Here is a 25,473-nt window from a genome sequence, read left to right as displayed (position 1 = left end):
GAAAAAGCTAGGTCTCGCTGATTGAAGTGATATCTCCGATGCTTTCGATCGGTATCAACGGCTCTTGCTCCGTCGTATTTTCGTCCGAACCCTTGGTGTCCGCGCGGATTGCCTGCACGCGCGGATCGTCCGGGGCCCGCTCCGTCACAGCGGCCATGAATTCCATCCATTGAGCCTTGGCCTGTCCTAAGAGAGCGCTCCACTCCAGGCAGAACATGCTGGACTGGCCCAGCGAAGCGATCTCTTCGAGGATATCGGCCTTCTTGTTGAGGTGGTCGGCCACCAGCAAGCCGCTGACATGACTGATCTTCAGGTCGGAATTGCCGGAGATGCGTGTTTTCAGAACCTGAACATAGTGGCGAAACCGATTGATGTGGTCGCGATCGATTGTCAGTCCCGGACGCATGAACTCAACGACCACAAGTTCATGCCCGGAGCGGAGGACCAAATCCATGCGGCCTTGCCAATCTGGGTCTTTGGTGATGCCGGCTTCTTCCAGAGCGCTCACGATGAAGCTGTTGAGACTGATCTCCTTGCGAAAGGTCTCCCAGCGCGGGCCAATCAGCCAAGGATTCACCGCGATATAGTCGCGAACGGCATTTTCCAGATCGCGGTCCGCAATCCGACGCTCGAGCCCCTGGATAATGCCGATTCGGGTCTCGACGACCTCGGCCATATGCAGAGCGCCTATGACCTGGGCTTCGGCCAGCAGGTGAAGAAGTGCGCCTTCCGCAAGGCCGTCCATGCGCGAGATGTCGTCGATGAGACCGCGAAGCCGGCCCCCCTCCCACGCCGTCAGAATGGCTTGTGCCAAGCCACCGAACTGTTCGTCGTCGATGGCTTCCACCTGCGCGACGCGGAGCAACGCCGTACGGACGATCTTGCGTTCGGTCGGCGGCAGATTCTCCAGGCGCTGCGCAAACGGTTCGACACGTGCGTCAAGGCGGTTCACCTTCTCCTGGGCCCGCCGCTCCTTCCACAGGACAAGAAGCTCTTTGAGACGCACCTGGCCCCATTCCTGCAGTTCCAGCGCGACCGGTTCTTCCCAATTGATCCGTTGCCGCTCGGTGGTAATGACGTCGCCGCCCAGCTGATCAAGGTAGTCGGCGACAACCTTCCCGGTCAGATATTGTTGACCGTGCTGACCGCCCAGGCCGCCCGAAAGATTGAAGAAGAACGGGTTCTGGGCAATCTTAACTCCGCAGAATACCGATACGCCTCGAAACTCCTCGCTTTCGATCGGCGTGGTGGAAAACCGAACCCGCCAGCGAATCTTGCGTCCTTCGGACAGCTCCTCGACTCCCCAATCGCCATCGAGGTTCATGCCGGCCGGGCGCTCTCCCGCTTGATAGTCGCGTGGAAAATCGAACTGAACCGAAAAGGGCTCGACATCCTCGGGCAGGGAGAGGCCATTGACCGTGACGATGAAGTCATCAGCTTGCGACGCTAGAAGGAAGCGCCTGGACATACTCTTGGCAAAGGGCTCGGGGTTGCGGACGGTCTGCAACTTCAATTCCGTAAGCTTAATTGTCGTCCCCTGGTGCGGAATGCGGGCGGCGTCGGCATCGAGATGCTCGATGACGGTAACCGGCTCGGGTGTGACGTCGACGTAGGCGTCCGAGCGCAACTTGCGGATATCCAGTTCGAAAACCGTCTTCTCGCCGCTTTCGCCGCTTATTGTCTCCACGCGCATGACGTCGGCGATGCCGAAACCGGCAAATTTACCGATACCTTTGCGGCCGAGCACAGGGCGCCCGCCCGCCGATACAGCGCCAGCCTCCACGCGTCGATTGCGACCCACGTTCAAATAGAAGTCCTGGCACTCTGCAAACGTCATCCCGCGCCCGGTGTCGACTACGAGCAGTTCGGGGCTACCATCGAGACGGTCGGGCAGTGTGACCGCGACACTCTTCGCGTCGGCATCCCAAGCATTGGCGATCAGTTCTGCCACCGCCGCCACCGGACTTTGGTACATTTGGATGCCCAGCGAATCCAAGATCCGGCCGTGAAACTTAAGGAACAACTTGGGAGAGCTGTCCGGCATGTTGGACACCTTCTACTAGCAGCGATCGACATTCACCGAAGGCGACGGAGACGTCGCTGCGGATCATGCGGTGAGAATTCGTACCAAGCAATGCGAGACTCTCCGCGCTCTATCGGTCAAAGGCGGCCTAGAGCCGTATCGTTTCGCTTGGAGCCTGCGGAGATTCCCCGATGATCACCTTCGGTGCCCCAACGAGTGTCTGATGCCCGGCGGCAATTTCCCGGAGATTCGCGGCTGAGCCCGAGCGAATGAGTCGCGCGGGCGGAGGCCCGCATGACTCCGACCAAACTGCTCCTCGGTCAGATCCTCCTGGTCTTCGCGATCGTGATCGCGGGGATCTGGTTCGCGACCCAATGGGCAGCGGCCGAGCTCGCATATCAGCCCGAGCTGGGGCCGGCGTGGTTCACGCTCTTCGGTCGACCGATCTATCGACCCTGGGCGATCTTCCCTTGGTGGTACCATTTTGACGCCTATGCGCCCCACGTTTTCGACCGCGCGGGGACGATTGCGGCGGCGAGCGGCTTCGTCGGCTGCGGGGCCGCGATCGCCGGATCGCTGTGGCGCGCGCGGCAACGCCGGAATGTCACGACCTACGGCTCGGCGCGCTGGGCGACACCCCGCGAAATCGAGCGAGCCGGTCTCTTCGGCGACACGGGCGTATTCCTCGGCCGCTCGGGCGCGCGTTATCTGCGCCACAGCGGTCCGGAGCACGTCATGGCGTTCGCGCCGACCCGCTCGGGCAAGGGCGTCGGGCTGGTCGTGCCGACCTTGCTCGGCTGGACCGGCTCGGCCGTCATCCACGACATCAAGGGCGAGAACTGGCAGTTGACCGCCAGCTGGCGCGCGCGCTTCTCGCACTGCCTGCTGTTCAACCCGACCGACGCGCGCTCGGCCTGCTACAACCCGCTGCTCGAGGTCCGCCGCGGCGCCGACGAAGTTCGCGACGTCCAAAACATCGCCGACATCCTCGTCGATCCCGAGGGCGCGCTCGAGCGGCGCAACCATTGGGAGAAGACCAGCCACTCGCTGCTCGTCGGCGCGATTCTCCACATCCTCTATTCCGAGGAGGAGAAGACGCTCGCCCGCGTCGCGACCTTCCTTTCCGATCCGCAGCGCTCGTTCGCGGCGACGCTGCGGGTGATGATGACCACCAATCATCTCGGCACCGGCGACGCGCCGCGCGTCCATCCCGTGGTCGCGAGCGCCGCGCGCGAACTCCTCAACAAGTCCGACAACGAGCGCTCGGGCGTGCTTTCGACCGCGATGAGCTTCCTCGGGCTCTACCGCGATCCGACGGTCGCGGCGGTGACGTCGCGCTCGGACTGGCGCGTTGCCGACCTCGTCTCCGCGAAGGCGCCCGTCTCGCTCTATCTGGTCGTGCCGCCGTCGGACATCAGCCGAACCAAGCCGCTGATCCGGCTCGTGCTCAACCAGATCGGGCGCCGGCTGACCGAGGACCTGCCGACTGCAGGTACGCCCAAGCGGCAACTGCTGCTGATGCTCGACGAGTTCCCGGCGCTCGGCCGCCTCGACTTCTTCGAGACCAGCCTCGCCTTCCTCGCCGGCTATGGCGTGCGCGCCTTCCTGATCGCGCAGAGCCTCAACCAGATCGAGAAGGCGTACGGCGAGCACAATGCAATCCTCGACAATTGCCATGTACGCGTGGCGTTCGCGACCAACGACGAGCGCACCGCCAAGCGCATCTCCGACGCGCTCGGTACCGCGACCGAGCAGCGTGCGATGCGCAACTATGCCGGCCACAGGCTGTCGCCGTGGCTCGCGCACGTCATGGTCAGCCGGCAGGAGACCGCCCGCGCGCTGCTGACGCCGGGAGAAGTGATGCAGCTGCCGGCGCATGAGGAGCTGGTGCTCGTCTCGGGCACGCCGCCGATCCGCGCGAACAAGCTCCGCTATTATGAGGACGGCACGTTCGCCGAGCGGGTGGTCTCGCCGCCGGCGCTGGCGAGCGGCGGCTATGCCGACCGCCCGGCGCCGCGCGGCGACGACTGGTCCGCGCGCAAGGCCGAGGTCGATGCGCGCCTCGCAGCCGCCAACGATGCCGAACCCGATGATGCCCCGTCGGGTGGGCGCGACCAGGAACGCCACCCGGGCATAGAGCTCCCGACCAAGGCCGATCCCCAAGCGGCGCCCGACCCGCTCGGCGGAATCTGCGAGGACGACGGCGACCCCGCGGTCGACCAGCGGGGCATCGACCAGGCGCGGGCGGCAGGCGTCGCGCGGTCGGTCTACGCGATCGATGCGGACCCGCGGCACGGCCACGACCTGGTGCTGGGGGACTGAGCGATGCCGCAGAAGGTCCGCTACCAGCTCTTCGTCCCGCAACCCTTAAGCGAGCGGCTTGAGGCCCTCGCCGCCAAGCCCGGCGCGACGCGCTCCTCGCTTCTCGCGCAAGCGCTCGAGTCCTGGCTCGACCGCCGCGGCACCTCCGAGCTCGACGAGCGCTTCGGGGTCCGGCTCGACCGCATCAGCGCGAGCCTGGCGCGGATCGAGCGCGGCCAGGAGATCCTGCTCGAATCACTTGCGCTGTTCATCCGCTACGAGCTCGCGATCCACGCGCCGCTCGCCGAGAACGACCATGCCGGGCGCGCGCTGGCGCGCGAGCGCTTCGAGGCGTTCGTGAACCAGGTCGGCCGCCAGCTCGCCGCCGGCAAACGCACGCTAGCGCCAGCCACGGAGAGCGAGCGATGAGCGGCGCGCTTTCCGCCGACCGGCAGCGCGCGATGCTGCGGACCGCAATGGGCCCGGCGATCGCCGCCGCGCTCGCCGATCCGCTGGTTGTCGAAGTGATGGTCAATCCCGACGGCGCGCTCCGGCTCGACCGGCTCGGCGAAGGGCGGACCGACACCGGGATCCGGCTCGAGCCCGCGCAGGTCGAACGCATCATCCGACTCGTCGCGAGCCACGCGCGTGCCGAGGCCCATGGCGGCGCGCCGATCCTTTCGGCCGAGCTGCCACCGCATGGCGAAGGCGCGGGGGAGCGGTTCGAGGGCGTGCTCCCGCCGGTCGCGCTCGCGCCCTGCTTCTCGATCCGCAAGCCCGCCGCGCGCATCTACGGGCTCGCCGACTATGTCAGCGACGGCATCATGAGCGCAGCGCTTGCGCGCCAGCTCGCGCGCGCCGTCGCGGAGCGGCGCAACATCCTCGTCGCGGGCGGCACCAGCTCGGGCAAGACCACGCTCGCGAACGCGCTGCTTGCCGAGATGGCCGAGCTCGACGAGCGCGTGATCCTGATCGAGGACACGCGCGAGCTGCAGAGCGCGGTACCCGACACAGTCGCGCTGCGCACGCGCGCTGGCTCGGTCACGCTCGCCGACCTTGTCCGCTCGACGCTGCGCCTCCGGCCCGACCGCATCATCGTCGGCGAGGTGCGCGGCCCCGAAGCGCTAGAGATGCTCAAGGCTTGGAACACCGGCCATCCGGGCGGGATCGCAACGGTCCACGCCAACAGCGCCCGCGCCGCGCTCCACCGCCTCGAGCAGCTCGTCCAGGAGAGCGTCGTCACGGTTCCGCGCCGGCTGATCGCCGAGGCGATCGACGTGATCGTGTTCATCGCCGGCCGCGGTCTCGCGCGCCGCGTCGAGACGGTCGCGCGCGTCGCCGGACTCGATCCGGACGGCAACTTCGCCGTCGTCGACCTCGCTCCCGATCCCACCGACCAATCCGAAGGAGAATGACCATGCGCCTGCCCGTCCCCTGCCGCCGCCGCGACCTGCTCTCGGGCGCGGCCCTCCTCATCGCGCTTGCCGCCGCGGGCGCCGCTCAGGCGAGCGGCTCGGGCATGCCCTGGGAGGAGCCGCTCCAGAAGGTGCTCGAATCCGTCCAGGGTCCGGTCGCCAAGATCGTCGCGGTGATCATCATCATCACCACCGGCCTCACCCTCGCGTTCGGCGAGACCTCCGGGGGCTTCCGCAAGCTCATCCAGATCATCTTCGGCCTGTCGATCGCGTTCGCCGCGTCGAGCTTCTTCCTGTCCTTCTTCAGCTTCGGCGGCGGGGCGCTGGTGTGATGAGCACCTCCGGTCCCGCCGACGGCCAACACATCGCCGGCTTCGAAGTACCGATCCACGCCAGCCTCGGCTCGCCGATCCTCTTGGGCGGCGCGCCGCGCGGGATCGCGATCGTCAACGGCACGCTCGCCGCCGCGGTCGGCCTCGGCTTGCAGCAATGGATCGCCGGGCTCGCGCTCTGGCTCATCGGCCACAGCCTCGCGGTCTTCGCCGCGCGGCGCGATCCCGACTTCGCGCCCGTGCTCGTCCGCCACTTGCGCCAGCGGGGGTATTTCGCGTGCTGAACCTCACCGAATACCGCAGCCGTCCGAACCGGCTCGCCGACCATCTGCCCTGGGCCGCACTGGTCGCCGACGGCGTCGTGCTCAACAAGGACGGCAGCTTCCAGCGCACGCTGGCGTTCCGCGGCCCCGACCTCGAGAGCGCGACCGAAGCCGAGCTGATCGGCGCCTGCGCCCGCGCCAACAACGCGCTCAAGCGCTTCGCTACCGGCTGGGCGCTGTTCTTCGACGCCGAGCGGCGCGACGCGATCGGCTATCCCGACAGCGCTTTCCCCGATCCCGCTTCCTGGCTCGTCGATGCCGAGCGCCGCGCCGCGTTCGAGGCCGAAGGCGCGCATTTCGAGAGCCGCTTCCACCTGACTCTGGTTTGGCTGCCGCCGGCGGATACGAGCGACGCCGCCGGCCGCTCGGTCGTCGACCGTCCCGCATCGGCCGACGGCCGCGACTGGCGCGGGGCGCTCGCGGCGTTCGTCGCCGAGACCGACCGCGCGCTCGACCTGTTCGCGGCGTTCATGCCCGAAGTGCGTGCGCTCGGTTCGGCCGAGATGCTCGCCTATCTCCATGCCTGCGTATCGACGCGCCGCATGCCCGTAGCGGTGCCCGAGACGCCGATGTACCTCGACGGACTGCTCGTCGACGAGCCGCTGACCGGCGGGCTCGAGCCGCGGCTCGGCGACACGCACCTGCGGACACTGACCGTGCTCGGCTTCCCGGGCATGAGCCGCCCCGGCCTGCTCGACGCGCTCAACCACCAGGACTTCGCCTATCGCTGGGTCACGCGCTTCATCGCGCTCGACAAGGCCGACGCGACCAAGGTGCTGACGCGCATCCGGCGCCAGTGGTTCAACAAGCGTAAGTCGATCACCGCGCTGCTGCGCGAAGTCATGTACAACCAGCCGGCGCAGCTGCTCGACAGCGATGCCGACAACAAGGTGGTCGATGCCGACCTGGCGCTCCAGGCGCTCGGCGGCGACCATGTCGCGTTCGGCTATCTGACCACGACGATCACGCTCGCCGACGCCGATCGCGCCCGCGTCGAGGAAAAGGTTCGCGCGGTCGAGCGCATCGTCAACGGACTGGGCTTCACCACCATCCGCGAGGGGGTCAACGCCGTCGAGGCATGGCTATCGTCGCTCCCCGGCCACGCCTACGCCAATGTCCGCCAGCCGCTCGTCCACACGCTCAACCTCGCCCACCTGATGCCGCTGTCGAGCGTCTGGGCCGGGCCGGCGGCGAACCGGCACCTGAGCGGACCGCCGCTGCTGTTCGCGCAGACGAGCGGATCGACGCCGTTCCGGCTGTCGACCCATGTCGGCGACGTCGGCCACATGCTCGTCGTCGGTCCGACCGGCGCGGGCAAGTCGGTACTGCTGGCCCTGATCGCGCTACAGTTCCGCCGCTACGCAGACGCGCAGATCTACGTCTTCGACAAGGGCTTCTCGGCGCGCGCCGCGGTGCTTGCCTGCGGCGGCGCGCACCACGCGCTCGGGCTGGGCGGAGCCGCCCAAGGTTCCGACGATCCAAAGGATCGGGGGAATGGTGGCGGAGGGAGCGATGCCGGCGAGGGCCGCGCCATCGCCTTCCAGCCGCTCGCGGCGATCGACCGTGCCGACGAGCGCGCCTGGGCCGCCGAGTGGATCGCCGCGCTGCTCGCGCACGAGCAGGTGACGGTCACGCCCGAGGTCAAGGAGACGCTCTGGTCGGCGCTCGCCAATCTCGCGACCGCGCCCGTCGAGCAGCGCACGCTGACCGGCCTGTCGCTGCTCCTGCAGTCGGCGGCGCTGCGCTCGGCGCTCGCGCCCTACACGCTGGAAGGCCCGTTCGGGCGGCTGCTCGACGCCGCCGAAGACGAATTGCGCGTCGCGGACCTCCAATGCTTCGAGACCGAGGCGCTGATGGGCCACGCCGGCGCGGTTGCGCCCGTGCTGACCTATCTGTTCCACCGCCTCGAGGAGCGGTTCGACGGACGCCCGACGCTGCTTGTGCTCGACGAAGCCTGGATCTTCCTCGACCATCCGCTGTTCGCGCAGCGCATCCGCGAGTGGCTCAAGACGCTTCGCAAGAAGAACGTCGCCGTCCTGTTCGCGACGCAGAGCCTCGCCGACATCGCGGCCAGCACCATCGCGCCCGCGATCATCGAGAGCTGCCCGCAGCGCATCCTGCTTCCCAACGACCGCGCGATCGAGCCGCAGAGCCGGCAGGCCTATGAGCGGTTCGGCCTCAACGAGCGCCAGATCGAGCTCGTCAGCCGCGCGAGCCCCAAGCGCCACTATTACCTCCAGTCGGCGCGCGGCAACCGCCTGTTCGAGCTGGGGCTCGGTCCGATCGCGCTGGCGCTGTGCGGCGCTTCCGATCCCGCCTCGCAGGCGCGGATCGACGCGATCCTCGCCGAGCACGGCGCCCACGACTTCGCTGCCCGCTTCCTCGAATCCGCCGGCCTCGACTGGGCAGCGCCGCTCCTGGCCGGCTTCCCGCAAACCCCCTTGTCCCCGGAGTAACCTGTGATGCGTACTTGCCTGTTCAAGAAGTTCCTGCTCGCCTCGGCGCTCGGCATCGCCGCCTGCACCGCGGTCGCCACGCCCGCGTCCGCGCAGATCAGCGTGTTCGATCCCACCAACTATTCGCAGAACCTGCTCTCCGCCGCACGCGCGCTCGAGCAGATCAACAATCAGATCCAGTCGCTCCAGAACGAAGCGTCGATGCTCGCCAACATGGCGAAGAATCTGAAGCCGACCGAGTTTCCGCAGCTCCAGGCGCTGACCGAGCGGCTCAAGCAGATCGACCAGCTGATGGCGCGCGCGCAGGCAGTCGACTTCCGCGTCGACACCCTCGACGACCAGCTCCGCAAGCTGTTCCCGCAGGGCTTCGACCAGGCACTGACCTCGGACGCGCAGGTCCAGGCTGCCAAGGCCCGGCTCGACGCGCAGATGGCCGCCTATCAGCAGACGATGCGCGTGCAGGCGCAGGTGGTCGAGAACGTCCGCGCCGATGCCGAGACGCTCAACGCGATCGCCGCGCGCAGCCAGGGCGCCGAAGGCGCGCTCCAGGTCGGCCAGGCGACCAACCAGCTGCTCGCGCTGCTCGCCAAGCAGCAGCTCCAGCTGCAGAGCATGATGGCGGCGCAGTACCGTGCCGAAGCGATCGAAGCCGCGCGGCGCGCCAAGGCCGAGGCCGATGCGCGCGCCGCCACCAAGAAGTTCCTCGGCTCCGGCAGCGCCTACACGTCCCAGCCCCCGGGCAACTAGGCGCGGCCGACCGGCGGCGGCGTGCTTTCGCCTCGCGCGCCGCCGCCCGCCGCGGGGCGTCCTGCGCTCCCCTCGGGGCGCCCCGCGGCACCCAGCTTGATGAAGGACAGGCAGCAAGTGAACGACCTCAACGTCATCGACCGGTTCATGGCCGACTTCACGCGCTACATCGACAGCGGATTCGGCCTGCTGGGCCCCGACGTCGCCTTCCTGACGACGACGCTGATCGGCATCGACATCACGCTCGCGGGCCTGTTCTGGGCGATGGGCGGCGAGCAGGACGTGCTCGGCCGCCTCCTCAAGAAGATCCTCTATGTCGGCGCCTTCGCCTTCATCCTGAGCAGCTTTTCGACGCTCGCCGACATCATCTTCCGGTCCTTCGCGCAGGCGGGGCTGACCGCCGGCGGCGGCACGCTTTCCGCCGACGACCTGCTGCGGCCCGGAAGGCTCGCCGGAACCGGCTTCAGTGCCGCCTGGCCGCTGCTCGACCAGGCATCGGAGATGATGGGGTTCATCAGCTTCTTCGACAATTTTCTGACGATCGCGGTGCTGCTGTTCGCCTGGGCGATCGTGATCGTCGCCTTCTTCATCCTCGCGGTGCAGATGTTCGTGACGATCATCGAGTTCAAGCTCACGACGCTCGCCGGCTTCATCCTCGTGCCGTTCGCGCTGTGGAACCGCACCAGCTTCCTCGCCGAGCGCGTGCTCGGCAACGTCGTGAGCTCGGGCATCAAGGTGATGGTGCTGGCCGTGATCGTCGGCATCGGCGCCAATTTCTTCGCCGAATTCACATCCGCGCTCCAGGGCCAGGAGCCCGATATCGGCCAGGCGATGAGCCTCGTGCTCGCCGCGCTCTCACTGTTCGGCCTCGGCATCTTCGGCCCCGGCATCGCATCGGGCCTGGTGTCGGGCGCACCGCAGCTCGGCGCCGGCGCGGCGGTCGGCACGGTCGCCGGCGCCGCCGGCATGACCATGCTCGCGGGCGGTGCTGCTGTCGCGGGCGCGCGGGCGCTGGGTGGTGCCGCGCTCGGCTCGGTGCGCGCCGGGACCGCGATGGGATCGGCGGCGTCGACTGCCTACCAGCTCGGCCGCGAGACCGCGGCGGAGCCCGGCGTCGCGGCGGGCCTCGGCGGCGTCGCCCGCGCTGCCGGCAACGCGGCGCGGAGCCGCGCCTCCAGCGCGCTCGGCCTCGGCGAGGCCGTAGAGAGCGGGCGGACCGCGGCGTGGAACGCGCTCAACGACGCCGCTCCCGCCTCGGCAGCGCCCGCCGGCGCCGGCATGCCCAGCTGGGCGCGTCAGATGCGTGAGCAGCAGAGCGCGCGCCACCACCGACAGATTGCACTGCACACCCTCAGGGGCGCCGACCGCGGCGGCGCCGCCGCCATTCCCGACATCAAGGAAAGGGACGATTGAGCCATGATCTTCAAACGCAGCGTCCAGCGCTACGGACGCACTCCCGAACCCGAGACACCCTTCCAGCGCGCCGGGCAATTGTGGGACGAACGCATCGGCTCCGCGCGCGTCCAGGCGCGCAACTGGCGGCTGATGGCGTTCGGTAGCCTGGCGCTCGCCGGGGGTTTCGCCGGCGCGCTCTGCTGGCAGTCGCTGCAGAGCCGCGTCGTCCCCTATGTCGTCGAAGTCGACAAGCTCGGCGAAGCGCGCGCGGTCAACGAGGCCGACAGGGCCTATCGGCCCACCGATCCGCAGGTCGCCTGGCACCTCGCGCGGTTCGTGACCAGCGTCCGCTCGGTGTCGCTCGATCCGGTGCTGATGCGCCGCGACTGGCTCGCGGCCTATGACTTCGCGACCGAGCGGGGCGCCCGCTTCCTCGACCAATATGCCCGCGCGGCGCAGCCGTTCGCGCGCATCGGCGAGCGCACCGTCTCGGTCCAGGTGACGAGCGTTGTGCGCGCGTCGGATCGCTCGTTCCAGGTCAAATGGACCGAGAGCGCGTTCGAGCGCGGCGCACCCTCCGGAAGCGCGCGCTGGACCGCGATCCTGACGGTCGTGGTCCGGCCTCCCGCCAGCGCCGAGATGCTGCGCAAGAACCCGCTCGGCGTCTATGTCGACGCGGTCGACTGGAGCCGCGAGCTCGACGCGCCGGCGCCCCAGCCCTCCGCCGCACCGCTTGCACAACCGCCCGCCAACCTGCCGCTCGGATCGCCGCTCGATCCGAACCTCGGCGCAACGCCCGCTCCCGCCCCGATGGAGACTCCGTCATGAGAACCATGCCCCATTTCTGCGCGCCGCTCGTCCTGCCGCTGCTGCTCGGCGCAGCGCCGCTCCAGCAGTCGGCGCCAGCGCCGGCGCAATCCCGACAGGAGGCCGGTGCCGCCGTCCCGAAAGCGGCACCGCCCCGCACTGCGGCGCGGCCTGCGCCCGAGCGCCGCACGGTGCGTCCAGGCCCTGCGCGCGTCGCCGCCGCCAACGCCGCGGCAGTGCGCGAGCCGGTCCGCGAGAATTACGTCAATGCGATGCAGGTCTATCCGTTCAGCGACGGGGCGATCTACCAGGTCTATGCCGCGCCCGAGCGCGTCACCGACATCGCGCTCCAGCCGGGCGAGACGCTGGTCGTGGTCGCGGCGGGCGACACCGCGCGCTGGGTGATCGGCGACACCACCAGCGGCAGCGGCGCCGAGCGGCGCACGCATGTGCTGGTCAAGCCCTTCTCGAGCGGGCTGGCCACCAACCTCATCATCACCACCGACCGTCGCAGCTACCATCTATCGCTGACGAGCACGCGCGGCGCCGCGATGGCGAGCCTGTCATGGACGTATCCCGCGGACGCGCTGATCGCGCTCCAGCGTTCCGCCGCCGAGACGCAAGCCGCCGCTCCCGTGGCGCAGGGGCTCGCGGTCGACCAGCTCCGGTTCGACTATGCGATCAGCGGCGACAAGCCGGACTGGCGGCCGCTTCGCGCGTTCGACGACGGGCGGCAGACCTTCATCGAGTTTCCCGAGAGCATCGCGGTCGGCGAGGCCCCGCCGCTGTTCGTGATCGGCGCCGAGGGCGACGCCCAGCTCGTCAACTATCGCGTCCGCGGCCGCTTCTACATCGTCGACCGGCTGTTCGACCGCGCCGAGCTCCGCCTCGGGACGAAGAAGCAGAAGATCGTGCGGATCGTCCGCGGCACGAAGCGGGGGAGGCGGTCGTGAGCGAGATTCCCGAAGCCGCTGTAGCGGTGCCGAAGGCCGACCCTGAAACGCTGGCGATACGGGCGCGACCGGCACGCGCGATCCGCTTCCGGCGCGGCGTGATCATCGCCGCCGCGGCAATCGCCTCGCTGGCGGTGATGGTGATCGCCTGGATGGCGCTCAAGCCGGTGAGCTTCACCGGCGCCGGCGCGCCCGAGGAGCGCGTCCGCACCGACAATCGCGCGCCGGCGGACACGCTGAGCGGGTTGCCCGCGTCCTATGGCGACGCGCCTCGGCTCGGCCCGCCGCTGCCGGGCGATCTCGGCAAGCCGATCCTCGATCACCGGCGCGCGATGGCCGCGGAAGGCGCACCGGCTCCGGTCACCCAGGACACCACCGAGCAGGACCGCCGTCTCGCCGAGGCCAGGGCCGCGCGCGAGTCTCCGCTGCTCGCGGCAGCTGGCACGCGATCGGCCACGCCCGCCCAGGCAGCGGTCGCCAATCCGGCAAGCCCTCCGCCGACCGGTGTTGCCAGCGATCGCCTCGCGCTCGATCCGGCTCGCGATCCCAATTCCCAGCAGCGCAAGATCGACTTCGCCTCGGGCCGGGACGCCGGTGCCGCGGTCAATCCCCATCGGGTCGAGCAGCCCGCCTCGCCCTACATGCTCTCCGCCGGCAGCGTGATTGCCGCGAGCCTGATCACGGGCATCCGCTCGGACCTGCCCGGGCTGGTGACCGCGCAGGTCAGCGAGAACGTGTTCGATAGTGCGACGGGTCGCATCCTGCTCGTTCCGCAGGGCGCTCGCCTGATCGGCACCTACGACAGCGTCGTCGCCTATGGCCAGTCGCGCGCGCTCGTCGTGTGGCAGCGGATCGTCCTGCCCGACGGCGCCTCGATCCGGATCGACAATGTGCCCGCGACCGACCCCTCGGGCTATGCCGGGCTAGCCGACAAGGTCGACTTCCACACCTGGTCGCTGCTCAAGGGCATCGCGCTCTCGACGCTGCTCGGCGTCGGCCCGGAGCTGACGCTGTCGAGCGACAGCGACCTGATCGACGCAATCCGCCGCTCGAGCCAGGACAATGTCGCGCGCGCCGGCGACCAGATCACGTCGCGCAACCTCCAGGTCCAGCCGACGATCACCATCCGCCCCGGCGCGCCCGTGCGGCTCGTCGTCCACCGCGACCTCATCCTCCAGCCCTGGCACCCAGAGGAGCGCTAACCCATGCCCGACCTTCGCCTGTCCCGCATTCCCGACCGGACGCCGGTCAAGATCGCGATCGCGGTCCTGCCCGACCTGCACCAGGCGCTCAGCGACTACGCCGAGGCGTATCGCGCCGCCTATGGCCAGGCCGAAACCGTCGCCGACCTCATCCCCTACATGCTGCAGAGCTTCCTCGAGAGCGACCGCGCCTTCGCGCGCTCGCGCCAGAAATCATGAGCCGGAAAGGATAGTCCGATGTCCGAGACCCCCGATCGCATCCTTCGCCTCAAGGCCGTGCTGGAGCGCACCGGCCTCACCCGGTCGACCATGTACCGGAAGATGCAGAACGGCAGCTTCCCGAAGAACATCCAGATCAGCGACCGTTGCATCGGCTGGCGCCAGTCGGCGGTCGACGCCTGGATGCGCAGTCCGATGCGCTATTCCGCCGATGCAGAGCGATAGCTCGAGGAGGAAGGCCAAGCTCGCTCTGAAAACTCGCTCCGCCTTTCCAATCCACCCATCAAGCCGGACAAAAGCGCGTCCACTCATCCCTTCATCTTCACCGGAATCCGCAGATATCGCACGCCGTTCGCCTCCGCCTCCGGGAAGCGGCCGGCACGGATGTTCACCTGGATCGACGGCAGCAGCAGCCTGGGCACGGCCAGCGTCTCATCGCGCGCCTCGCGCATCGCGACGAACGCATCCTCGGTCACGCCGTCATGGACGTGCACGCTGGCGCGCCGCTGCTCGGCGACGGTGGTTTCCCAGCGATAGTCGTCGCGGCCCGGCGCCTTGTAGTCGTGGCAGAGGAACAGCCGCGTCTCGCCGGGCAGCGCCAGCACGCGGCGGATCGAGCGGTAGAGCATGCGCGCGTCGCCGCCGGGGAAATCCGCGCGGGCGGTGCCATAGTCGGGCATGAACAGCGTGTCGCCGATGAAGGCCGCGTCGCCGATCCGATAGGCGACGTCGGCGGGCGTGTGGCCGGGCACGTGCATCACCTCGATCGTCAGCCCGCCGAGCGTTACCGCCTCGCCGTCGCGTAGCAGCCGGTCGAAGTCCGATCCGTCGGTCTTGAGATCGTCCATCGCGAACACCGGGCGGAAGATCCGCTGCACGTCGCGGATATGCTCGCCGATGCCGATCCAGGCGCCGGTGCGCGCCTTGAGGAAGGGCGCGGCGGAGAGATGGTCGGCGTGCGCGTGCGTCTCGAGCACCATGACGATCCGCAAGTCCTGCCCGGCCGCGGCGGCGAGGATGCGCTCCGCCGAGCGCGTGTCGGCCTCGCCGCTCGCCAGGTCGAAGTCGAGCACCGGATCGATCACCGCTGCTTCGCGCGTGGCGGGGTCGGCGACCAGATAGCTGATCGTGTTCGTCGGCTCGTCGAAGAAGGCCGTGATGGCGGGCATGTCTGACATTGCGATCTCCATTGTCGCTTGACAATATATTAGAGATTGCTAAATTAGCAAGTGCTAATGGAGAAATGCGATGCTCAAGCCGCCAATGGATCTCGCGACTTTCGAGGCCAAGGCCGGAACGGTTGCCGACACGCTCAAGGCGCTGGCGAACGACCGGCGGCTGATGCTGCTGTGCAAGCTGGTCGAGCATGAGGAGCTGACGATGGGCGACCTCGCGCGCGAGGTGGGCCTGTCCCAGTCCGCGGCCTCGCAGCATCTCGCCAGGATGCGCGCGGAAGCGCTCGTCGCGACGCGTCGCGAGGGCCAGACGCTCTGGTACCGGATCGCCGATCCTAGGGCCGGAACGCTGCTCGCGACGCTCTACCAACTTTACTGCAAGGAGTAACTCGAATGACCATCGGATCGATGGCGCCCCGCGACGCCGCGGCGGCGATGGCCCGGGGCGCGACCCTGATCGACATCCGCGACGCCGACGAGCATGCGCGCGAGCGCATCCCCGGCGCGCTCAGCGTGCCGCTCGCGCGGCTGGCGACGGAGACGCTGCCTTCGGGCACGCTGATCTTTCATTGCCGCTCGGGAATGCGGACCCAGGCCAATGCCGCGACGCTGGCTTTGGCGGGCGTTGACTGTCATCTGCTCGCCGGCGGCATCGATGCTTGGCGCGCCGCCGGGCTGCCAACCCGGATCGACCGGCACCAGCCGCTCGAGATCATGCGGCAGGTGCAGCTGATCGCGGGCGGGCTGGTGCTGCTCGGCGCGGTGCTCGCGCTCGCGGTCTGGCCGTGGTTCGTCGTGCTGTCGGCGATCGTCGGGGCCGGCCTGATGATGGCCGGCGCAACGGGCTGGTGCGGCATGGCGCGCCTGCTGCGGCACATGCCGTGGAATCGCCGGACCGGAACGGTTTAGGCGGGTCATGACGCTTGCGCAGATCCTTGCCGCGCTCTTCTCGGGCGGGCTGATCGGCGCGGTGCTCGGGCTGATCGGCGGCGGCGGATCGATCCTGGCGGTGCCGCTGCTCGTCTATGTCGTGGGGGTCGGCTCGACCCACGCGGCGATCGGCACGGCGGCGGTCGCGGTTGCGGCCAATGCGCTCGCGAGCCTTGCCGGGCATGCGCGCGCCGGAACGGTCAAGTGGCGCTGCGCCGGCGTGTTCGCGTTTGCCGGAGTCGCCGGCGCGGCGATCGGTGCCGAGCTGGGCAAGGCAGTCGACGGCAAGGCGCTGCTCTTCCTGTTCGGGCTGCTGATGGTGGGGGTCGGCCTGTCGATGCTGCGTCCCCGCCGCTCGGCCGAGGCGCCCGACGTGCGGCTGACGCGCGAGAGCGCGGCGGCGCTGCTGCCGCGGCTCGTGCCGATCGGCTTCGGCGTGGGGCTGGCCGCGGGGTTCTTCGGGATCGGCGGCGGGTTCCTGATCGTGCCGGGACTGGTCGCGGCGACCGCCATGCCGCTGCGCGCCGCGGTCGGCACCTCGCTGGTCGCGGTGGCGGCGCTGGGGCTCACCACCGCCACTTCATACGCTTTGGCGGGGCTCGTCGACTGGCGGCTGACCGGGCTGCTGGTCGCGGGCGGCATCGCCGGCGCGCTGCTCGGCGTGCTGGGCGGACGCCGCCTGGCCGCGCGGAAGGGATTGCTCGAGCGGCTGTTCGCCGTCGTCGTGATCGGCGTCGGATGCTATGTGGCCGTCCATGGCTGACTTCCGCGACAAGCCCACCTCCGTCCTCCGCGCATTTTTCGCGACCGAATCCGCAGGCGGCTTCGTGCTGATTGGCGCGGCGGCCTTCGCGCTTATTGTCGCCAACTCGCCGCTGGCGCACGGCTATTTCGCGCTGCTGCACGTCTATCTCGGGCCGCTGTCGCTGCTCCACTGGATCAACGACGGGCTGATGGCGGTGTTCTTCCTGCTCGTCGGGCTCGAGCTCAAGCGAGAGCTGCTCGACGGCGAGCTCTCGACATGGGACCGCCGCGCGCTGCCCGGCGCCGCGGCGCTCGCGGGGATGGTGGTGCCGGCGGCGATCTATGCCGCCGTCAACGCGGGCGACGCGGGCGCACTGCGTGGCTGGGCGATCCCCGCCGCCACCGACATCGCCTTCGCGCTCGGCGTGCTCGCGCTGCTGGGCCCGCGCGTGCCGGTCTCGCTCAAGATCCTGCTGACCGCGATCGCAGTGATCGACGATCTCGGCGCGATCCTGGTGATCGCGGTCTTCTACACCGGCGAGCTGTCGCTGCTGCCGCTGGCGGGCGCGGCGGCGGCGATCGCGCTGCTTGCGGGGCTCGCGCGGCTGGGCGTCCGCGCGCTCTGGCCTTATCTGGCGATCGGGCTGCTCGCCTGGGTCGCGATGCTGCTGTCGGGCGTGCACGCCACGATCGCCGGGGTCGCCGTGGCTATGACGGTGCCGCTGACGCCGAGCCCGGGCCGGCCCGAGGATCGCGCCTCGCCGCTGCACCGGCTCGAGCACGGGCTGCATCCGATCGTCGCGTTCTGCATCGTGCCGCTGTTCGGCTTCGCTAATGCCGGGGTGAGCTTTTCCGGGCTGGGCGCCGACGCGCTGCTCGGCACGGTGCCGCTGGGGATCGCGGCGGGGCTGTTCCTCGGCAAGCAGGTCGGGATCCTCGGCGCCTGCTGGGCGATGATCCGGCTGCGGCTCGCCGAGATGCCCGCGGGCGCGGGCTGGCGGCATCTCCACGGACTCGCGCTGCTCGCGGGGATCGGCTTCACGATGAGCCTGTTCATCGGCGCGCTCGCATTCGGCGAGGGCGGCGGGCGCGCCGATGCCGTCAAGCTCGGCGTGCTGGCGGGTTCGCTGCTCTCGGCGCTCGCCGGCTATGCGGTGCTGCGCCGGGCTAGCCGGCCAGCAGCGCGGCGGTGACGAGGACCACCAGCGCCACCAGCGGCGCGCCCATCCGCGCATAGTCGGTGAAGCGATAGCCGCCGGGGCCCATCACCAGCAGATTGTTCTGGTGGCCGATCGGCGTGAGGAAATCCGACGAGGCGCCGATCAGCACCGCGAGCAGCGCGGCGTCCGGATCGAGCCCGAGCAGCGCGGCAGTGTCGAGCGCGAGCGGCCCCATGATGATCGCGGTCGCGACATTGTTGAGGAACACCGACAGCACCAAGGTCAGCGCGCACAGCGCCGCGAGCGACACGAAGGCGCCGCCGCCGGCGAGCTGCCCGCCCAGCCACTGCGCCACCGCCGCCGCCGCGCCGCTCGTCTCGAAGCTCTGGCCGACCGGGATCATCGCGGCGAGCAGCACGATCACGCTCCAGTCGACCGAGCGATAGAGTTCCTCGGGCGGGATCAGCCGCAGCAGCGCGATCGCCAGCGCCGCGCCGCCGAAGGCCAGCACGAGCGGCACCAGCCCCGCCACCGCCAGCGCGACGGCGAGCAGGAAGATGCCGAGCGCCAGCGCCATCCGGCGAAGGTCGGGCGGGGGTTCGCCGTGCTGGCGGTCGATCTCCAGCAGCCGCGCGCGCGGCACGAAGGCGGCGATCACCCGGGGCTCGCCACGAATGAACAACTGGTCGCCCTCGGCGATCCGGAGCTCGGCGAGCGGGCGGCGCATGCGCGCGGCGCGCGGGCCGGCGGCGATCACGCGCAGCGCGCCCGCGCTCTCCGCCGAGATCGCATCATGGCCGAGCCCGACCAGGAACGAGCCGTGCGCCACCACGACGCGCACCGTCTCCTCGGACGAATGCGGGCTCGGATGAATGTCCTCGACCAGCGGCACCCGCTCGGCCAGCTCGCGCGCGGGGCGGCGCGACAGCAGCAGCAGCCGCTCGCGCGCCCGGGTCAGGATGCGTGTGCCGTGCTTGCGTAACGCTCGTGCCAGATCCGTGGTATCCGGCTGATGCAGGCGGTCGGCCACCTCGACCTCGAACACACGCCATGGCCGGCTCCGGTCGACGCGTTCGCGCCGGGCGCCCGGCAGCAGGCGCCAGCCGACGAAGGCGAGATAGGCGAATCCCACCACCGCCACCGCGCCGCCCACCGGCGTCATCGCGAAGAATCCGAACGGCGCGCCGAGCCGCTCCTCGCGCACCGAGGAGAGGATCAGGTTGGCGGGCGTGCCGATCAGCGTGGTCATGCCGCCGAGGATCGTCGCGAAGGCGAGCGGCATCAGCGTCGCGCCGGCGCCCCGCCCGCTGCGCCGCCCGATCTCGGCGGCGATCGGCATGGTGATCACCAGCGCCGCGATGTTGTTCATCAGCGCCGAGAGCAGCGCGCCCACGAGCAGCACCGCCGCGAGCTGGAGCGCGAAGGGCGCGTGCGCCGGGATCAGCCGGCGCGCGATCAGCGTAGGAGCGCCGCTCAGCTCGACCGCGCGCCCGACGATCAGCACCGCGGCGACCGTCGCGACCGCAGGATCGGCGAAGCCCGAAAGCGCATCCGCCGGTGCGACCAGCCCAAGCGCGATCGACAGCCCCAGCGCGAGCAGCGCGACCGCGTCGTGGCGCACCCGGCCGCTGACGAACAGCGCCAGCGCGAAGGCGAGCGTGAGGCCGCTGAGCGCGGCCGGGCTCATTCCGCCTTGGCCGCGGGCGCGGGCTGGATCACCGCGCGCCAGGGCGCGGCGTTCCGGCCGGCGGGCTCGACCATGCCGGTCACATCGCTGACGGTGATCCCGAGCTGCGCAAGCGCTGCCGCGACCGATTGCCCGCGCGCGAGCGCGACTCGCCGCTCGCCTGTCGAGGGCCGCGCCCGCCGGCTGTCGGCGAGCCCGGTCACCCGGACTTCGCGGATGCCCCAGCGCTGCAGCGCCCAGGCCGCGGCCTCGACTGCCTGTTGCCCGGCCGGATCGAGTTCGCTCCGTCCGCTCGCGAACGGGATCGGATCGAGCGGGCGCGGCGGCGGCACGAGGCGGACCTGCGCCTGCGGCATCAGCCGGGCCACGACGGTCTCCAGCGTCCGATAGTCGGTGAGGCCGCCCTCGCCCTTTAGCTTTATCGTTGCGACCAGCATGCCGCCCTCGTCGCGGACGCTGTCGACGGTCGCGGCGTCCTCGAGCAGCGTGCGCAGCCGCGTCTCCGGCGTGGCTTCCATAGCCTGCTTTCCGGCAAGCGCGTCATTGGCGAGCGCACTTCTGTCGGCCCGTGCCAGCTCGGCGTCGGCGGTGAGGATCTGCTGGACGTCGACCGAGACCTGCCTGCCGAGCGCGGCCTGGAGCTTGCCGGGCAGCCCGGCGACGAACCGATCGGTGATGACCACCGCGCGCACTTTGCTGAGCGTGCCGCGCTCGATCGTGACGCGCACGTCCTCGACGCGCGCCGTGTCAGGCGCGAAGGCGCGTTGGATCGCGGCCTTGGCGCGCAGGCTCTGGCGCGCCTCGACCGCGATGTCGCGCAGCGAGAAGCCGAGCGGCAGCGCCAGCAGCAGGAAGGCCGAGGCGAGCACGATCTCCTCCCAGCGCGCGCGCTTGCGCCGCGCCGGGCGGAAGCCATAGGCGCGCGCGACCACGAACACGCAGCCGAGGATCGCGACGACATTGGTCATGAACAGCAGGAACGAGCCGCCCGCGATGCCGAGATCGCCCGACGCCAGCCCATAGCCGGTGACCGCGAGCGGCGGCATCAGCGCGGTCGCGATCGCGACGCCCGCGATCACGCCGCCGCGACGGGTGAGCGTGACGAACGCCGCCACCAGCCCCGACATCACTGCCACGGCGAGATCGAGCAGCGTCGGCCGCGTGCGCGCGAGGATCTCCGGCGTCGCCTCCGCGATCGGCGAGATCCACACGATCACCGCGCCCGCCAGCACCGACAGGATCGCCCCCAGCGCGAGCGCGATCGCGGCGCGCCGGAAGTCGTTCGGCTTCACCAGCGCCAGCGCCAGCCCCATGCCGAGGATCGGCCCCATCAGCGGCGAGATCAGCATCGCGCCGATCACCACCGCCGCGGAGGATTGCAGCAGGCCGAGCGTCGCGACGCCGCACGCGCCGACCAGCAGCGCGTAATAGCCCCAGGTCGCCTTCGCCCCGGCGACGATCTCGGCTTCGACCGAATCGCGGTCGGCCTGGCTCAGCCTGCGCACGCGATTCCTCCCGACTGCCAGTCGATGCCGGTTTCCTTGATGGTCGCGTTCACCGGCCCGCCGAGCGCCGCCGCGAGGCTGCGCCGGATCAGGCCGGTGCCGAAACCTTCGCGCACAGGCAGCGCGATGGGAGGCCCGCCCCGCTCGCGCCATTCGAAGCGAATCGCCCCGCTCACCGGATCATGCGCCCACCAGCGGATCACGACGATCCCGTTAGGCTGCGACAGCGCGCCATATTTGAGCGCATTGGTGGCGAGCTCATAGAAAGCCATCGACAGCCATCGCGCCTGCTCGGGCTCGAGCGCCTGGCATGGGCCGCTCGAAAGCAGCATCGCTGGGTCGACCCCCAGGTCGTCGTGCAGCGTCCGCGACAGGACGCGCGCGATGTCGCATTCGTCCCAATGGCCGGGCTCGAGCAGCTCGTGCGAGCGCGCGAGGTGATCGAGCCGCGCCGACAGCCGGGCGTGCGCCTCGCTCAGGCTTGCCGCCTTAAGCAATGTCTGGTTGGCGAGCGCCTGGACCACCGCCAGCAGATTGTGGTGGCGATGGCGCAGCTCGGCGGCGGCCAAGGCGTCGAGCCCGTCCGCCGCAGCGCACGAGGCCACGGTGTCGAGATGGAGCAGCGGCTGGTTCATCGTCAGCCCCCGTTGCCCGAGCCGATGGTGCCGATGTCGACCACGTTGCCGGTGGCGACGACGGCCGTCGAGTTGACGTCGCCGATGTTGCTCTGGTCGGAGTGGACCTTGACGTCGGCGCGGCTGTTATCGCCCACGGTGACGTTGACCACCGTCATGTTGGCGACCGAGGTCGTGCTCGGCAGGCCGGCGCCGCCATTGCCGGCGCCGCCGATCGCGGACCCGCCGCCCTTCTCGGCGCGCTCGACCTGCCACATCAGCGTGGCCGTTGCCAACGGCGCGCCGCGGTCGCGGAAGTCCCATGGGTGGGCATTCTGGGGGTCCTGCGCCTGCGCCGGCGCTGCGGCGAGCAGCGCTGCGGCGACCGCTAGGCCGCTAAGGGGAAATTTCATCGCCTCCTCCTTTCGATGGGTGAAACGGGGCCGGGCGGCGGGAGACCCGCCCGGCCCCGTCGGCATCACAGCCCGAGGTCGAGCGTGCCGATCCGGACCGTCGCGGTGCCGAGGTTGCCGATCGACGTCGCCGTCGCCGCGGCGATCGGCCGGTCGAGCGCGCCGAGCGCGCCGGTGTTGTTCATCGACACGCCCGTCGTCGCGTGCGCTTCGGTGCGGCCGACGCTGAGCTGCGTCAGGTCCGCCGACATCAGCGCGTTGGTGACATAGCCGCCGGTCGGGTCGGCCGAGGCCAGCTCGGCGGGCGGCGCGGCGAGCTCGAGCTGCGCGGCGTTGCTCGTCCCGCGGGCCTCGGACGAGGCGGTCGCATCGACGATGCCGGTCGCGTTCGCATGCGCGGTCACGTCGTGCGGCTGGAACAGCCCGTTGGCGGAGTCGGTCATCCGCGCTTCGGCGAACGCCTGGTTGGCGTCGGTCGAGGTCGGGTCGGACGCGGTCGGCACCTGGGCCGAGGCCGGGTCGATGTTGCCGACATGGGACTGGCCCATGCTCACCGACATCGGCACCTCGGCCGAGGCGGTGTAGAGGTTGGCATAGCCGCTGGCATCGGCCTCGACATGGCCGAGCGTGTCGGCCTCGAGCAGCGTGCCGGAAACGGGCACGATCGACGCCTGCGCGTCCGCCTGGGCATGGACGTTGCCGATGTAGATCTGCGCGGCCTGCACCGCCATGTCGCCGGTCGGCAGCGCGTCGAGCGTCGAGGTGTCGACCTTGGTCGAGGTGTCGGTGCGCGTGCGGTCCCAGCTCCAGCGGACGCTGTCCTGCGCCAGCGCGGGCGTGGCCAGCGCGATCCCCGCCGCCATCGCGGCGATGCCGGCGGCGTTCTTCAGGGTCGTGTTCTTCATGGGATAATCCTTCACTTGCTGTTGGGGGCCGCGGCGCCGCCGTCGGTGCGGCGGCATCCTTCGCTTGGGGGGAGGCCGAGATAGTCGGTCATGATCTCATGCACCGCCATCTCGGCCACGGAGCGGACGCCGAGCTGCAGCGGCTCGTTGCGGATCTTCCCGGCGTCCAGTTCGACCAAAGTGCCGCTGAAGAAGCGGAACACATTGGCCTCGACCTCGCGGCCGACGATCTGCTTCTGAAGCGTCACGACATGCGCGACCTCCAGCGTGCGCGCGTTCACCATGCGCAGGTCGAGCGCGACGTTGACCACGGCGGCCTTGGCGCCGCCGCCGATCCCCTTGATCCAGAGCCCCGCGCCCTGGCTCAATATGTTGTAGTTGAGCTCGGTGAGCGCGCCGACGACGTAGAAGTCGATCTGGCGCAGCGCGCCGGGCTTGAGCGGGTCGGAAACCAGCGTGTTCTTGCGGAAGGTCAGCTCCTGGTTGGCGACGCGCAGGTCGGCGCGCTCGACCAGGCGGACCTTGCCGGTCTTGTGGAAGGCGCTGATCACCATCTCGGTCGCGCCCTGGCTCAGCGCATAGCCATGGTCCTGCACGCTGAACTGGCCGGTCTTGTCGGCCACCTCGCCGACCGCGATCGCGGGCAGATTGACGCCCGGCGCGGCGGCCAGCGCCCGGAGACACGCCGAATAGGGCGTCTCGTTCGACGTGACCGGGAATTGCGACGCCGTGCGGATGCCGGCAGCGGTCTCGCGCGCCGGAAATCCGGTGCACGCGCCGAGCGACGCGGCGATGGCGAGCGCCGCGGCGGTGCGGCCCAGATCGGGGAAGCTGATGTCCATGGCGCTGAGGTAGCCGTCCGAATCGCGTTGCGGCGGGCAACTCGCGGCGGATCGGCGGGATCGGCGCGGGATCGCCTCGATCCGGTGTCATCGCGAAATCGAGACCGTCTCGCGCGCGCTATCCGGAGCGGACAATCATCGGAGCATCAAATGTCCCTGCCCAACGTCATGGTGATCGACGACGATCCGCTGGTCGGCGAGGCGCTGGCCGAGGGGATCGGCGATCGCGGCGGCGCCTGCCGCACCTTCACCGATCCGCGCCGCGTCACCGAGCAGGACTGGAGCTGGGCCGCCTTCGCCGTGCTCGACCTCCAGCTCGGCGAACAGGACGGGCCGCAGCTCCTGCGCCGCTGCCGCGATCTGCCGAACCGTCCTCGCCTGATCCTCGTCAGCGGCTTCGATCCGATGGTGCTCGACGCGAGCGCGCGGGCGGCGCGCGACATGGGTTTCGACGTCGCCGGCAGCATTCCCAAGCCGATCCCGATGGCCCGGCTCGCACGGCTGCTCGTCGCCGATGCGCCGTCCGGAGAGGAGCCGCTTCCGGACTCCGTCCAGCGGATCGAGCGCGATTTGCTTGCCGAGGCGATCGACCGGCACGAGATCGACCTTGCCTATCAGCCGCAATATGATCTTCGGACTGGCGATCTGGTCGGATTCGAGGCGCTCGCGCGCTGGGAATCCCCTGCGTTGGGCGGCCCGGTCCCCGCCGAGCGCTTCGTCGCGGCGGCCGAGCAATTCTCCCTGGCGGGACGGTTGACCGAGCATGTCGTGGCGCATGCCGCCACCGATATCGCCCGCTGGGCCCGGCGCGGCTTCCGGTCGCGCGTGTCGATCAATCTCTCAGGCGCGGTGCTCGACGACGCGACGCTGGTCGATCGACTGCGGCGGCTGATCGGCTCCGAACGGGGCTTGCGCGAACGCATCACCTTCGAACTGACCGAGACCGCCGCGGCACGGCTTCGCGATACCGCGCTCGAGACGCTGGTACGGCTGCGGCTCGCCGGCTTCGGGCTCTCGCTCGATGATTTCGGTGCCGGGCAGAACCGCTTCGACCGGCTGATCGACGCGCCGATCACCGAGCTCAAGCTCGACAGGCGCTTCGCCGAGCGCCTCGCGACCGAGGCCGGGCCGCGCATCGTCCAGGGCCTCGCCGCCTATGCGCATGCGCTGGGCGCCAAATGCGTTGCGGAAGGCATCGAGACCCAGGCGCAGCTCCTCTCCTTCCGCGAGGCGGGCTGCGACATCGGGCAGGGCTGGCTGCTCGGCAAGCCGATGGGGCCGCGCGACTTCGATCGGGCGATGTTCGGCCAGCCTAGGTAATTTTC

26 protein-coding genes are annotated in these 25,473 nt (G+C 69.9%); 18 read left to right on the top strand and 8 right to left on the bottom strand.

What is annotated here, in order from left to right:
- Positions 1-7: 7 nt before the first annotated feature.
- Positions 8-2,044 carry an ATP-binding protein gene (locus J7495_RS06085; RefSeq protein WP_294055382.1) on the bottom strand — a complete coding sequence of 679 codons (2,037 nt, stop codon included), beginning with the start codon at positions 2,042-2,044 and terminating at the stop codon, positions 8-10.
- A gap of 273 nt (positions 2,045-2,317) precedes the next feature.
- Between J7495_RS06085 and J7495_RS06080 the strand changes: the two genes are divergently transcribed.
- From J7495_RS06080 to J7495_RS06020, 13 genes are all read left to right on the top strand, one after another.
- On the top strand, positions 2,318-4,345 hold the full coding sequence (locus J7495_RS06080) for a conjugal transfer protein TraG (RefSeq protein ID WP_294055380.1): 2,028 nt from the start codon (positions 2,318-2,320) through the stop codon (positions 4,343-4,345).
- Positions 4,346-4,348: 3 nt separating this feature from the next.
- Entirely contained in the window at positions 4,349-4,753 is a 405-nt protein-coding gene (locus tag J7495_RS06075; RefSeq protein WP_294055378.1) for a CopG family transcriptional regulator, read from the top strand.
- Positions 4,750-5,739, top strand: a complete 990-nt coding sequence (gene trbB, locus J7495_RS06070) for a P-type conjugative transfer ATPase TrbB (RefSeq protein WP_294055376.1) — start codon at positions 4,750-4,752, stop codon at positions 5,737-5,739. Before J7495_RS06075 ends, trbB begins: the two co-directional genes overlap by 4 nt.
- A 2-nt stretch (positions 5,740-5,741) precedes the next feature.
- A complete protein-coding gene (locus J7495_RS06065) occupies positions 5,742-6,071 on the top strand; it encodes a TrbC/VirB2 family protein (RefSeq protein WP_294055374.1) in 330 nt (109 codons plus the stop codon).
- Positions 6,071-6,355 carry a VirB3 family type IV secretion system protein gene (locus tag J7495_RS06060; RefSeq protein ID WP_294055372.1) on the top strand — a complete coding sequence of 95 codons (285 nt, stop codon included), beginning with the start codon at positions 6,071-6,073 and terminating at the stop codon, positions 6,353-6,355. The genes J7495_RS06065 and J7495_RS06060 overlap by 1 nt, the downstream gene beginning before the upstream one ends.
- Complete coding sequence (trbE, locus tag J7495_RS06055; RefSeq protein WP_294055370.1) at positions 6,349-8,850, top strand: conjugal transfer protein TrbE; 2,502 nt, start codon at positions 6,349-6,351, stop codon at positions 8,848-8,850. The genes J7495_RS06060 and trbE overlap by 7 nt, the downstream gene beginning before the upstream one ends.
- A 6-nt stretch (positions 8,851-8,856) precedes the next feature.
- A complete protein-coding gene (gene trbJ, locus J7495_RS06050) occupies positions 8,857-9,597 on the top strand; it encodes a P-type conjugative transfer protein TrbJ (RefSeq protein WP_294055368.1) in 741 nt (246 codons plus the stop codon).
- Positions 9,598-9,714: 117 nt separating this feature from the next.
- Positions 9,715-11,010: a P-type conjugative transfer protein TrbL gene (gene trbL, locus J7495_RS06045; protein ID WP_294055482.1), complete on the top strand. Its 1,296-nt coding sequence runs from the start codon at positions 9,715-9,717 to the stop codon at positions 11,008-11,010.
- A 3-nt stretch (positions 11,011-11,013) separates the two neighbouring features.
- Positions 11,014-11,820, top strand: a complete 807-nt coding sequence (gene trbF, locus J7495_RS06040) for a conjugal transfer protein TrbF (RefSeq protein ID WP_294055366.1) — start codon at positions 11,014-11,016, stop codon at positions 11,818-11,820.
- Positions 11,817-12,752, top strand: a complete 936-nt coding sequence (trbG, locus tag J7495_RS06035) for a P-type conjugative transfer protein TrbG (protein WP_294055364.1) — start codon at positions 11,817-11,819, stop codon at positions 12,750-12,752. Before trbF ends, trbG begins: the two co-directional genes overlap by 4 nt.
- A complete protein-coding gene (locus J7495_RS06030; RefSeq protein ID WP_366810819.1) occupies positions 12,749-13,954 on the top strand; it encodes a TrbI/VirB10 family protein in 1,206 nt (401 codons plus the stop codon). Before trbG ends, J7495_RS06030 begins: the two co-directional genes overlap by 4 nt.
- A gap of 3 nt (positions 13,955-13,957) precedes the next feature.
- Positions 13,958-14,173, top strand: coding sequence for a DUF2274 domain-containing protein (locus J7495_RS06025; protein WP_294055362.1), 216 nt, complete (start codon positions 13,958-13,960; stop codon positions 14,171-14,173).
- An 18-nt stretch (positions 14,174-14,191) separates the two neighbouring features.
- Positions 14,192-14,398: an AlpA family phage regulatory protein gene (locus tag J7495_RS06020; protein ID WP_294055360.1), complete on the top strand. Its 207-nt coding sequence runs from the start codon at positions 14,192-14,194 to the stop codon at positions 14,396-14,398.
- Between the two features lie 83 nt (positions 14,399-14,481).
- On the opposite strand, the gene J7495_RS06015 is transcribed toward J7495_RS06020, so the two are convergent.
- Positions 14,482-15,351 (bottom strand): MBL fold metallo-hydrolase, encoded by an 870-nt coding sequence (locus J7495_RS06015; protein WP_294055358.1) that lies wholly within the window; start codon positions 15,349-15,351, stop codon positions 14,482-14,484.
- Positions 15,352-15,421: 70 nt separating this feature from the next.
- Between J7495_RS06015 and J7495_RS06010 the strand changes: the two genes are divergently transcribed.
- From J7495_RS06010 to nhaA, 4 genes are read left to right on the top strand one after another with little or no spacing between them, the layout of a single operon-like run.
- Positions 15,422-15,736 (top strand): metalloregulator ArsR/SmtB family transcription factor, encoded by a 315-nt coding sequence (locus J7495_RS06010; protein ID WP_294055356.1) that lies wholly within the window; start codon positions 15,422-15,424, stop codon positions 15,734-15,736.
- A 5-nt stretch (positions 15,737-15,741) separates the two neighbouring features.
- Positions 15,742-16,257 (top strand): rhodanese-like domain-containing protein, encoded by a 516-nt coding sequence (locus tag J7495_RS06005; protein ID WP_294055355.1) that lies wholly within the window; start codon positions 15,742-15,744, stop codon positions 16,255-16,257.
- A gap of 7 nt (positions 16,258-16,264) precedes the next feature.
- Positions 16,265-17,041: a sulfite exporter TauE/SafE family protein gene (locus tag J7495_RS06000; RefSeq protein ID WP_294055353.1), complete on the top strand. Its 777-nt coding sequence runs from the start codon at positions 16,265-16,267 to the stop codon at positions 17,039-17,041.
- A complete protein-coding gene (nhaA, locus tag J7495_RS05995) occupies positions 17,034-18,215 on the top strand; it encodes a Na+/H+ antiporter NhaA (RefSeq protein WP_294055351.1) in 1,182 nt (393 codons plus the stop codon). The genes J7495_RS06000 and nhaA overlap by 8 nt, the downstream gene beginning before the upstream one ends.
- On the opposite strand, the gene J7495_RS05990 is transcribed toward nhaA, so the two are convergent.
- From J7495_RS05990 to J7495_RS05965, 6 genes are all read right to left on the bottom strand, one after another.
- A complete protein-coding gene (locus J7495_RS05990) occupies positions 18,190-19,869 on the bottom strand; it encodes an SLC13 family permease (protein WP_294055349.1) in 1,680 nt (559 codons plus the stop codon). The two genes, nhaA and J7495_RS05990, sit on opposite strands and share 26 nt — an antisense overlap.
- Entirely contained in the window at positions 19,866-21,374 is a 1,509-nt protein-coding gene (locus J7495_RS05985) for a DUF389 domain-containing protein (RefSeq protein ID WP_294055347.1), read from the bottom strand. The genes J7495_RS05990 and J7495_RS05985 overlap by 4 nt, the downstream gene beginning before the upstream one ends.
- Positions 21,362-22,009: a sensor histidine kinase gene (locus J7495_RS05980; RefSeq protein ID WP_294055346.1), complete on the bottom strand. Its 648-nt coding sequence runs from the start codon at positions 22,007-22,009 to the stop codon at positions 21,362-21,364. The genes J7495_RS05985 and J7495_RS05980 overlap by 13 nt, the downstream gene beginning before the upstream one ends.
- A 2-nt stretch (positions 22,010-22,011) precedes the next feature.
- On the bottom strand, positions 22,012-22,401 hold the full coding sequence (locus J7495_RS05975) for a hypothetical protein (protein ID WP_294055344.1): 390 nt from the start codon (positions 22,399-22,401) through the stop codon (positions 22,012-22,014).
- Between the two features lie 65 nt (positions 22,402-22,466).
- A complete protein-coding gene (locus tag J7495_RS05970; protein WP_294055342.1) occupies positions 22,467-23,306 on the bottom strand; it encodes a hypothetical protein in 840 nt (279 codons plus the stop codon).
- Positions 23,307-23,317: 11 nt separating this feature from the next.
- Positions 23,318-24,148 carry a CsgG/HfaB family protein gene (locus tag J7495_RS05965; RefSeq protein WP_294055340.1) on the bottom strand — a complete coding sequence of 277 codons (831 nt, stop codon included), beginning with the start codon at positions 24,146-24,148 and terminating at the stop codon, positions 23,318-23,320.
- A 150-nt stretch (positions 24,149-24,298) separates the two neighbouring features.
- Here J7495_RS05965 and J7495_RS05960 point away from each other — a divergent pair, with 150 nt between their 5' ends.
- Positions 24,299-25,468 (top strand): EAL domain-containing response regulator, encoded by a 1,170-nt coding sequence (locus tag J7495_RS05960; RefSeq protein ID WP_294055338.1) that lies wholly within the window; start codon positions 24,299-24,301, stop codon positions 25,466-25,468.
- Positions 25,469-25,473: the final 5 nt, after the last annotated feature.

It is taken from the genome of Sphingomonas sp. (genome assembly GCF_017745215.1).
Lineage (GTDB): Bacteria > Pseudomonadota > Alphaproteobacteria > Sphingomonadales > Sphingomonadaceae > Sphingomonas.
Note: the sequence above shows the minus strand (reverse complement) of the source record. Positions and strands in the feature narration are given on the sequence as shown.

What these genes read in the sequence shown, in the direction of transcription:
- J7495_RS06065 (WP_294055374.1), top strand. Translation starts at nt 5,742, where the DNA reads ATGCGCCTGCCCGTCCCCTGCCGCCGCCGCGACCTGCTCTCGGGCGCG.
- J7495_RS06010 (WP_294055356.1), top strand. Translation starts at nt 15,422, where the DNA reads ATGCTCAAGCCGCCAATGGATCTCGCGACTTTCGAGGCCAAGGCCGGA.
- J7495_RS06005 (WP_294055355.1), top strand. Translation starts at nt 15,742, where the DNA reads ATGACCATCGGATCGATGGCGCCCCGCGACGCCGCGGCGGCGATGGCC.
- trbG (WP_294055364.1), top strand. Translation starts at nt 11,817, where the DNA reads ATGAGAACCATGCCCCATTTCTGCGCGCCGCTCGTCCTGCCGCTGCTG.
- J7495_RS06025 (WP_294055362.1), top strand. Translation starts at nt 13,958, where the DNA reads ATGCCCGACCTTCGCCTGTCCCGCATTCCCGACCGGACGCCGGTCAAG.
- J7495_RS06060 (WP_294055372.1), top strand. Translation starts at nt 6,071, where the DNA reads ATGAGCACCTCCGGTCCCGCCGACGGCCAACACATCGCCGGCTTCGAA.
- J7495_RS06080 (WP_294055380.1), top strand. Translation starts at nt 2,318, where the DNA reads ATGACTCCGACCAAACTGCTCCTCGGTCAGATCCTCCTGGTCTTCGCG.
- J7495_RS05975 (WP_294055344.1), bottom strand. Translation starts at nt 22,401, where the DNA reads ATGAAATTTCCCCTTAGCGGCCTAGCGGTCGCCGCAGCGCTGCTCGCC.
- J7495_RS05970 (WP_294055342.1), bottom strand. Translation starts at nt 23,306, where the DNA reads ATGAAGAACACGACCCTGAAGAACGCCGCCGGCATCGCCGCGATGGCG.
- trbJ (WP_294055368.1), top strand. Translation starts at nt 8,857, where the DNA reads ATGCGTACTTGCCTGTTCAAGAAGTTCCTGCTCGCCTCGGCGCTCGGC.
- J7495_RS05960 (WP_294055338.1), top strand. Translation starts at nt 24,299, where the DNA reads ATGTCCCTGCCCAACGTCATGGTGATCGACGACGATCCGCTGGTCGGC.
- nhaA (WP_294055351.1), top strand. Translation starts at nt 17,034, where the DNA reads ATGGCTGACTTCCGCGACAAGCCCACCTCCGTCCTCCGCGCATTTTTC.
- J7495_RS05965 (WP_294055340.1), bottom strand. Translation starts at nt 24,148, where the DNA reads ATGGACATCAGCTTCCCCGATCTGGGCCGCACCGCCGCGGCGCTCGCC.
- J7495_RS06020 (WP_294055360.1), top strand. Translation starts at nt 14,192, where the DNA reads ATGTCCGAGACCCCCGATCGCATCCTTCGCCTCAAGGCCGTGCTGGAG.
- J7495_RS05990 (WP_294055349.1), bottom strand. Translation starts at nt 19,869, where the DNA reads ATGAGCCCGGCCGCGCTCAGCGGCCTCACGCTCGCCTTCGCGCTGGCG.
- J7495_RS05980 (WP_294055346.1), bottom strand. Translation starts at nt 22,009, where the DNA reads ATGAACCAGCCGCTGCTCCATCTCGACACCGTGGCCTCGTGCGCTGCG.
- J7495_RS06000 (WP_294055353.1), top strand. Translation starts at nt 16,265, where the DNA reads ATGACGCTTGCGCAGATCCTTGCCGCGCTCTTCTCGGGCGGGCTGATC.
- J7495_RS06015 (WP_294055358.1), bottom strand. Translation starts at nt 15,351, where the DNA reads ATGTCAGACATGCCCGCCATCACGGCCTTCTTCGACGAGCCGACGAAC.
- trbB (WP_294055376.1), top strand. Translation starts at nt 4,750, where the DNA reads ATGAGCGGCGCGCTTTCCGCCGACCGGCAGCGCGCGATGCTGCGGACC.
- trbF (WP_294055366.1), top strand. Translation starts at nt 11,014, where the DNA reads ATGATCTTCAAACGCAGCGTCCAGCGCTACGGACGCACTCCCGAACCC.
- J7495_RS06075 (WP_294055378.1), top strand. Translation starts at nt 4,349, where the DNA reads ATGCCGCAGAAGGTCCGCTACCAGCTCTTCGTCCCGCAACCCTTAAGC.
- J7495_RS06085 (WP_294055382.1), bottom strand. Translation starts at nt 2,044, where the DNA reads ATGCCGGACAGCTCTCCCAAGTTGTTCCTTAAGTTTCACGGCCGGATC.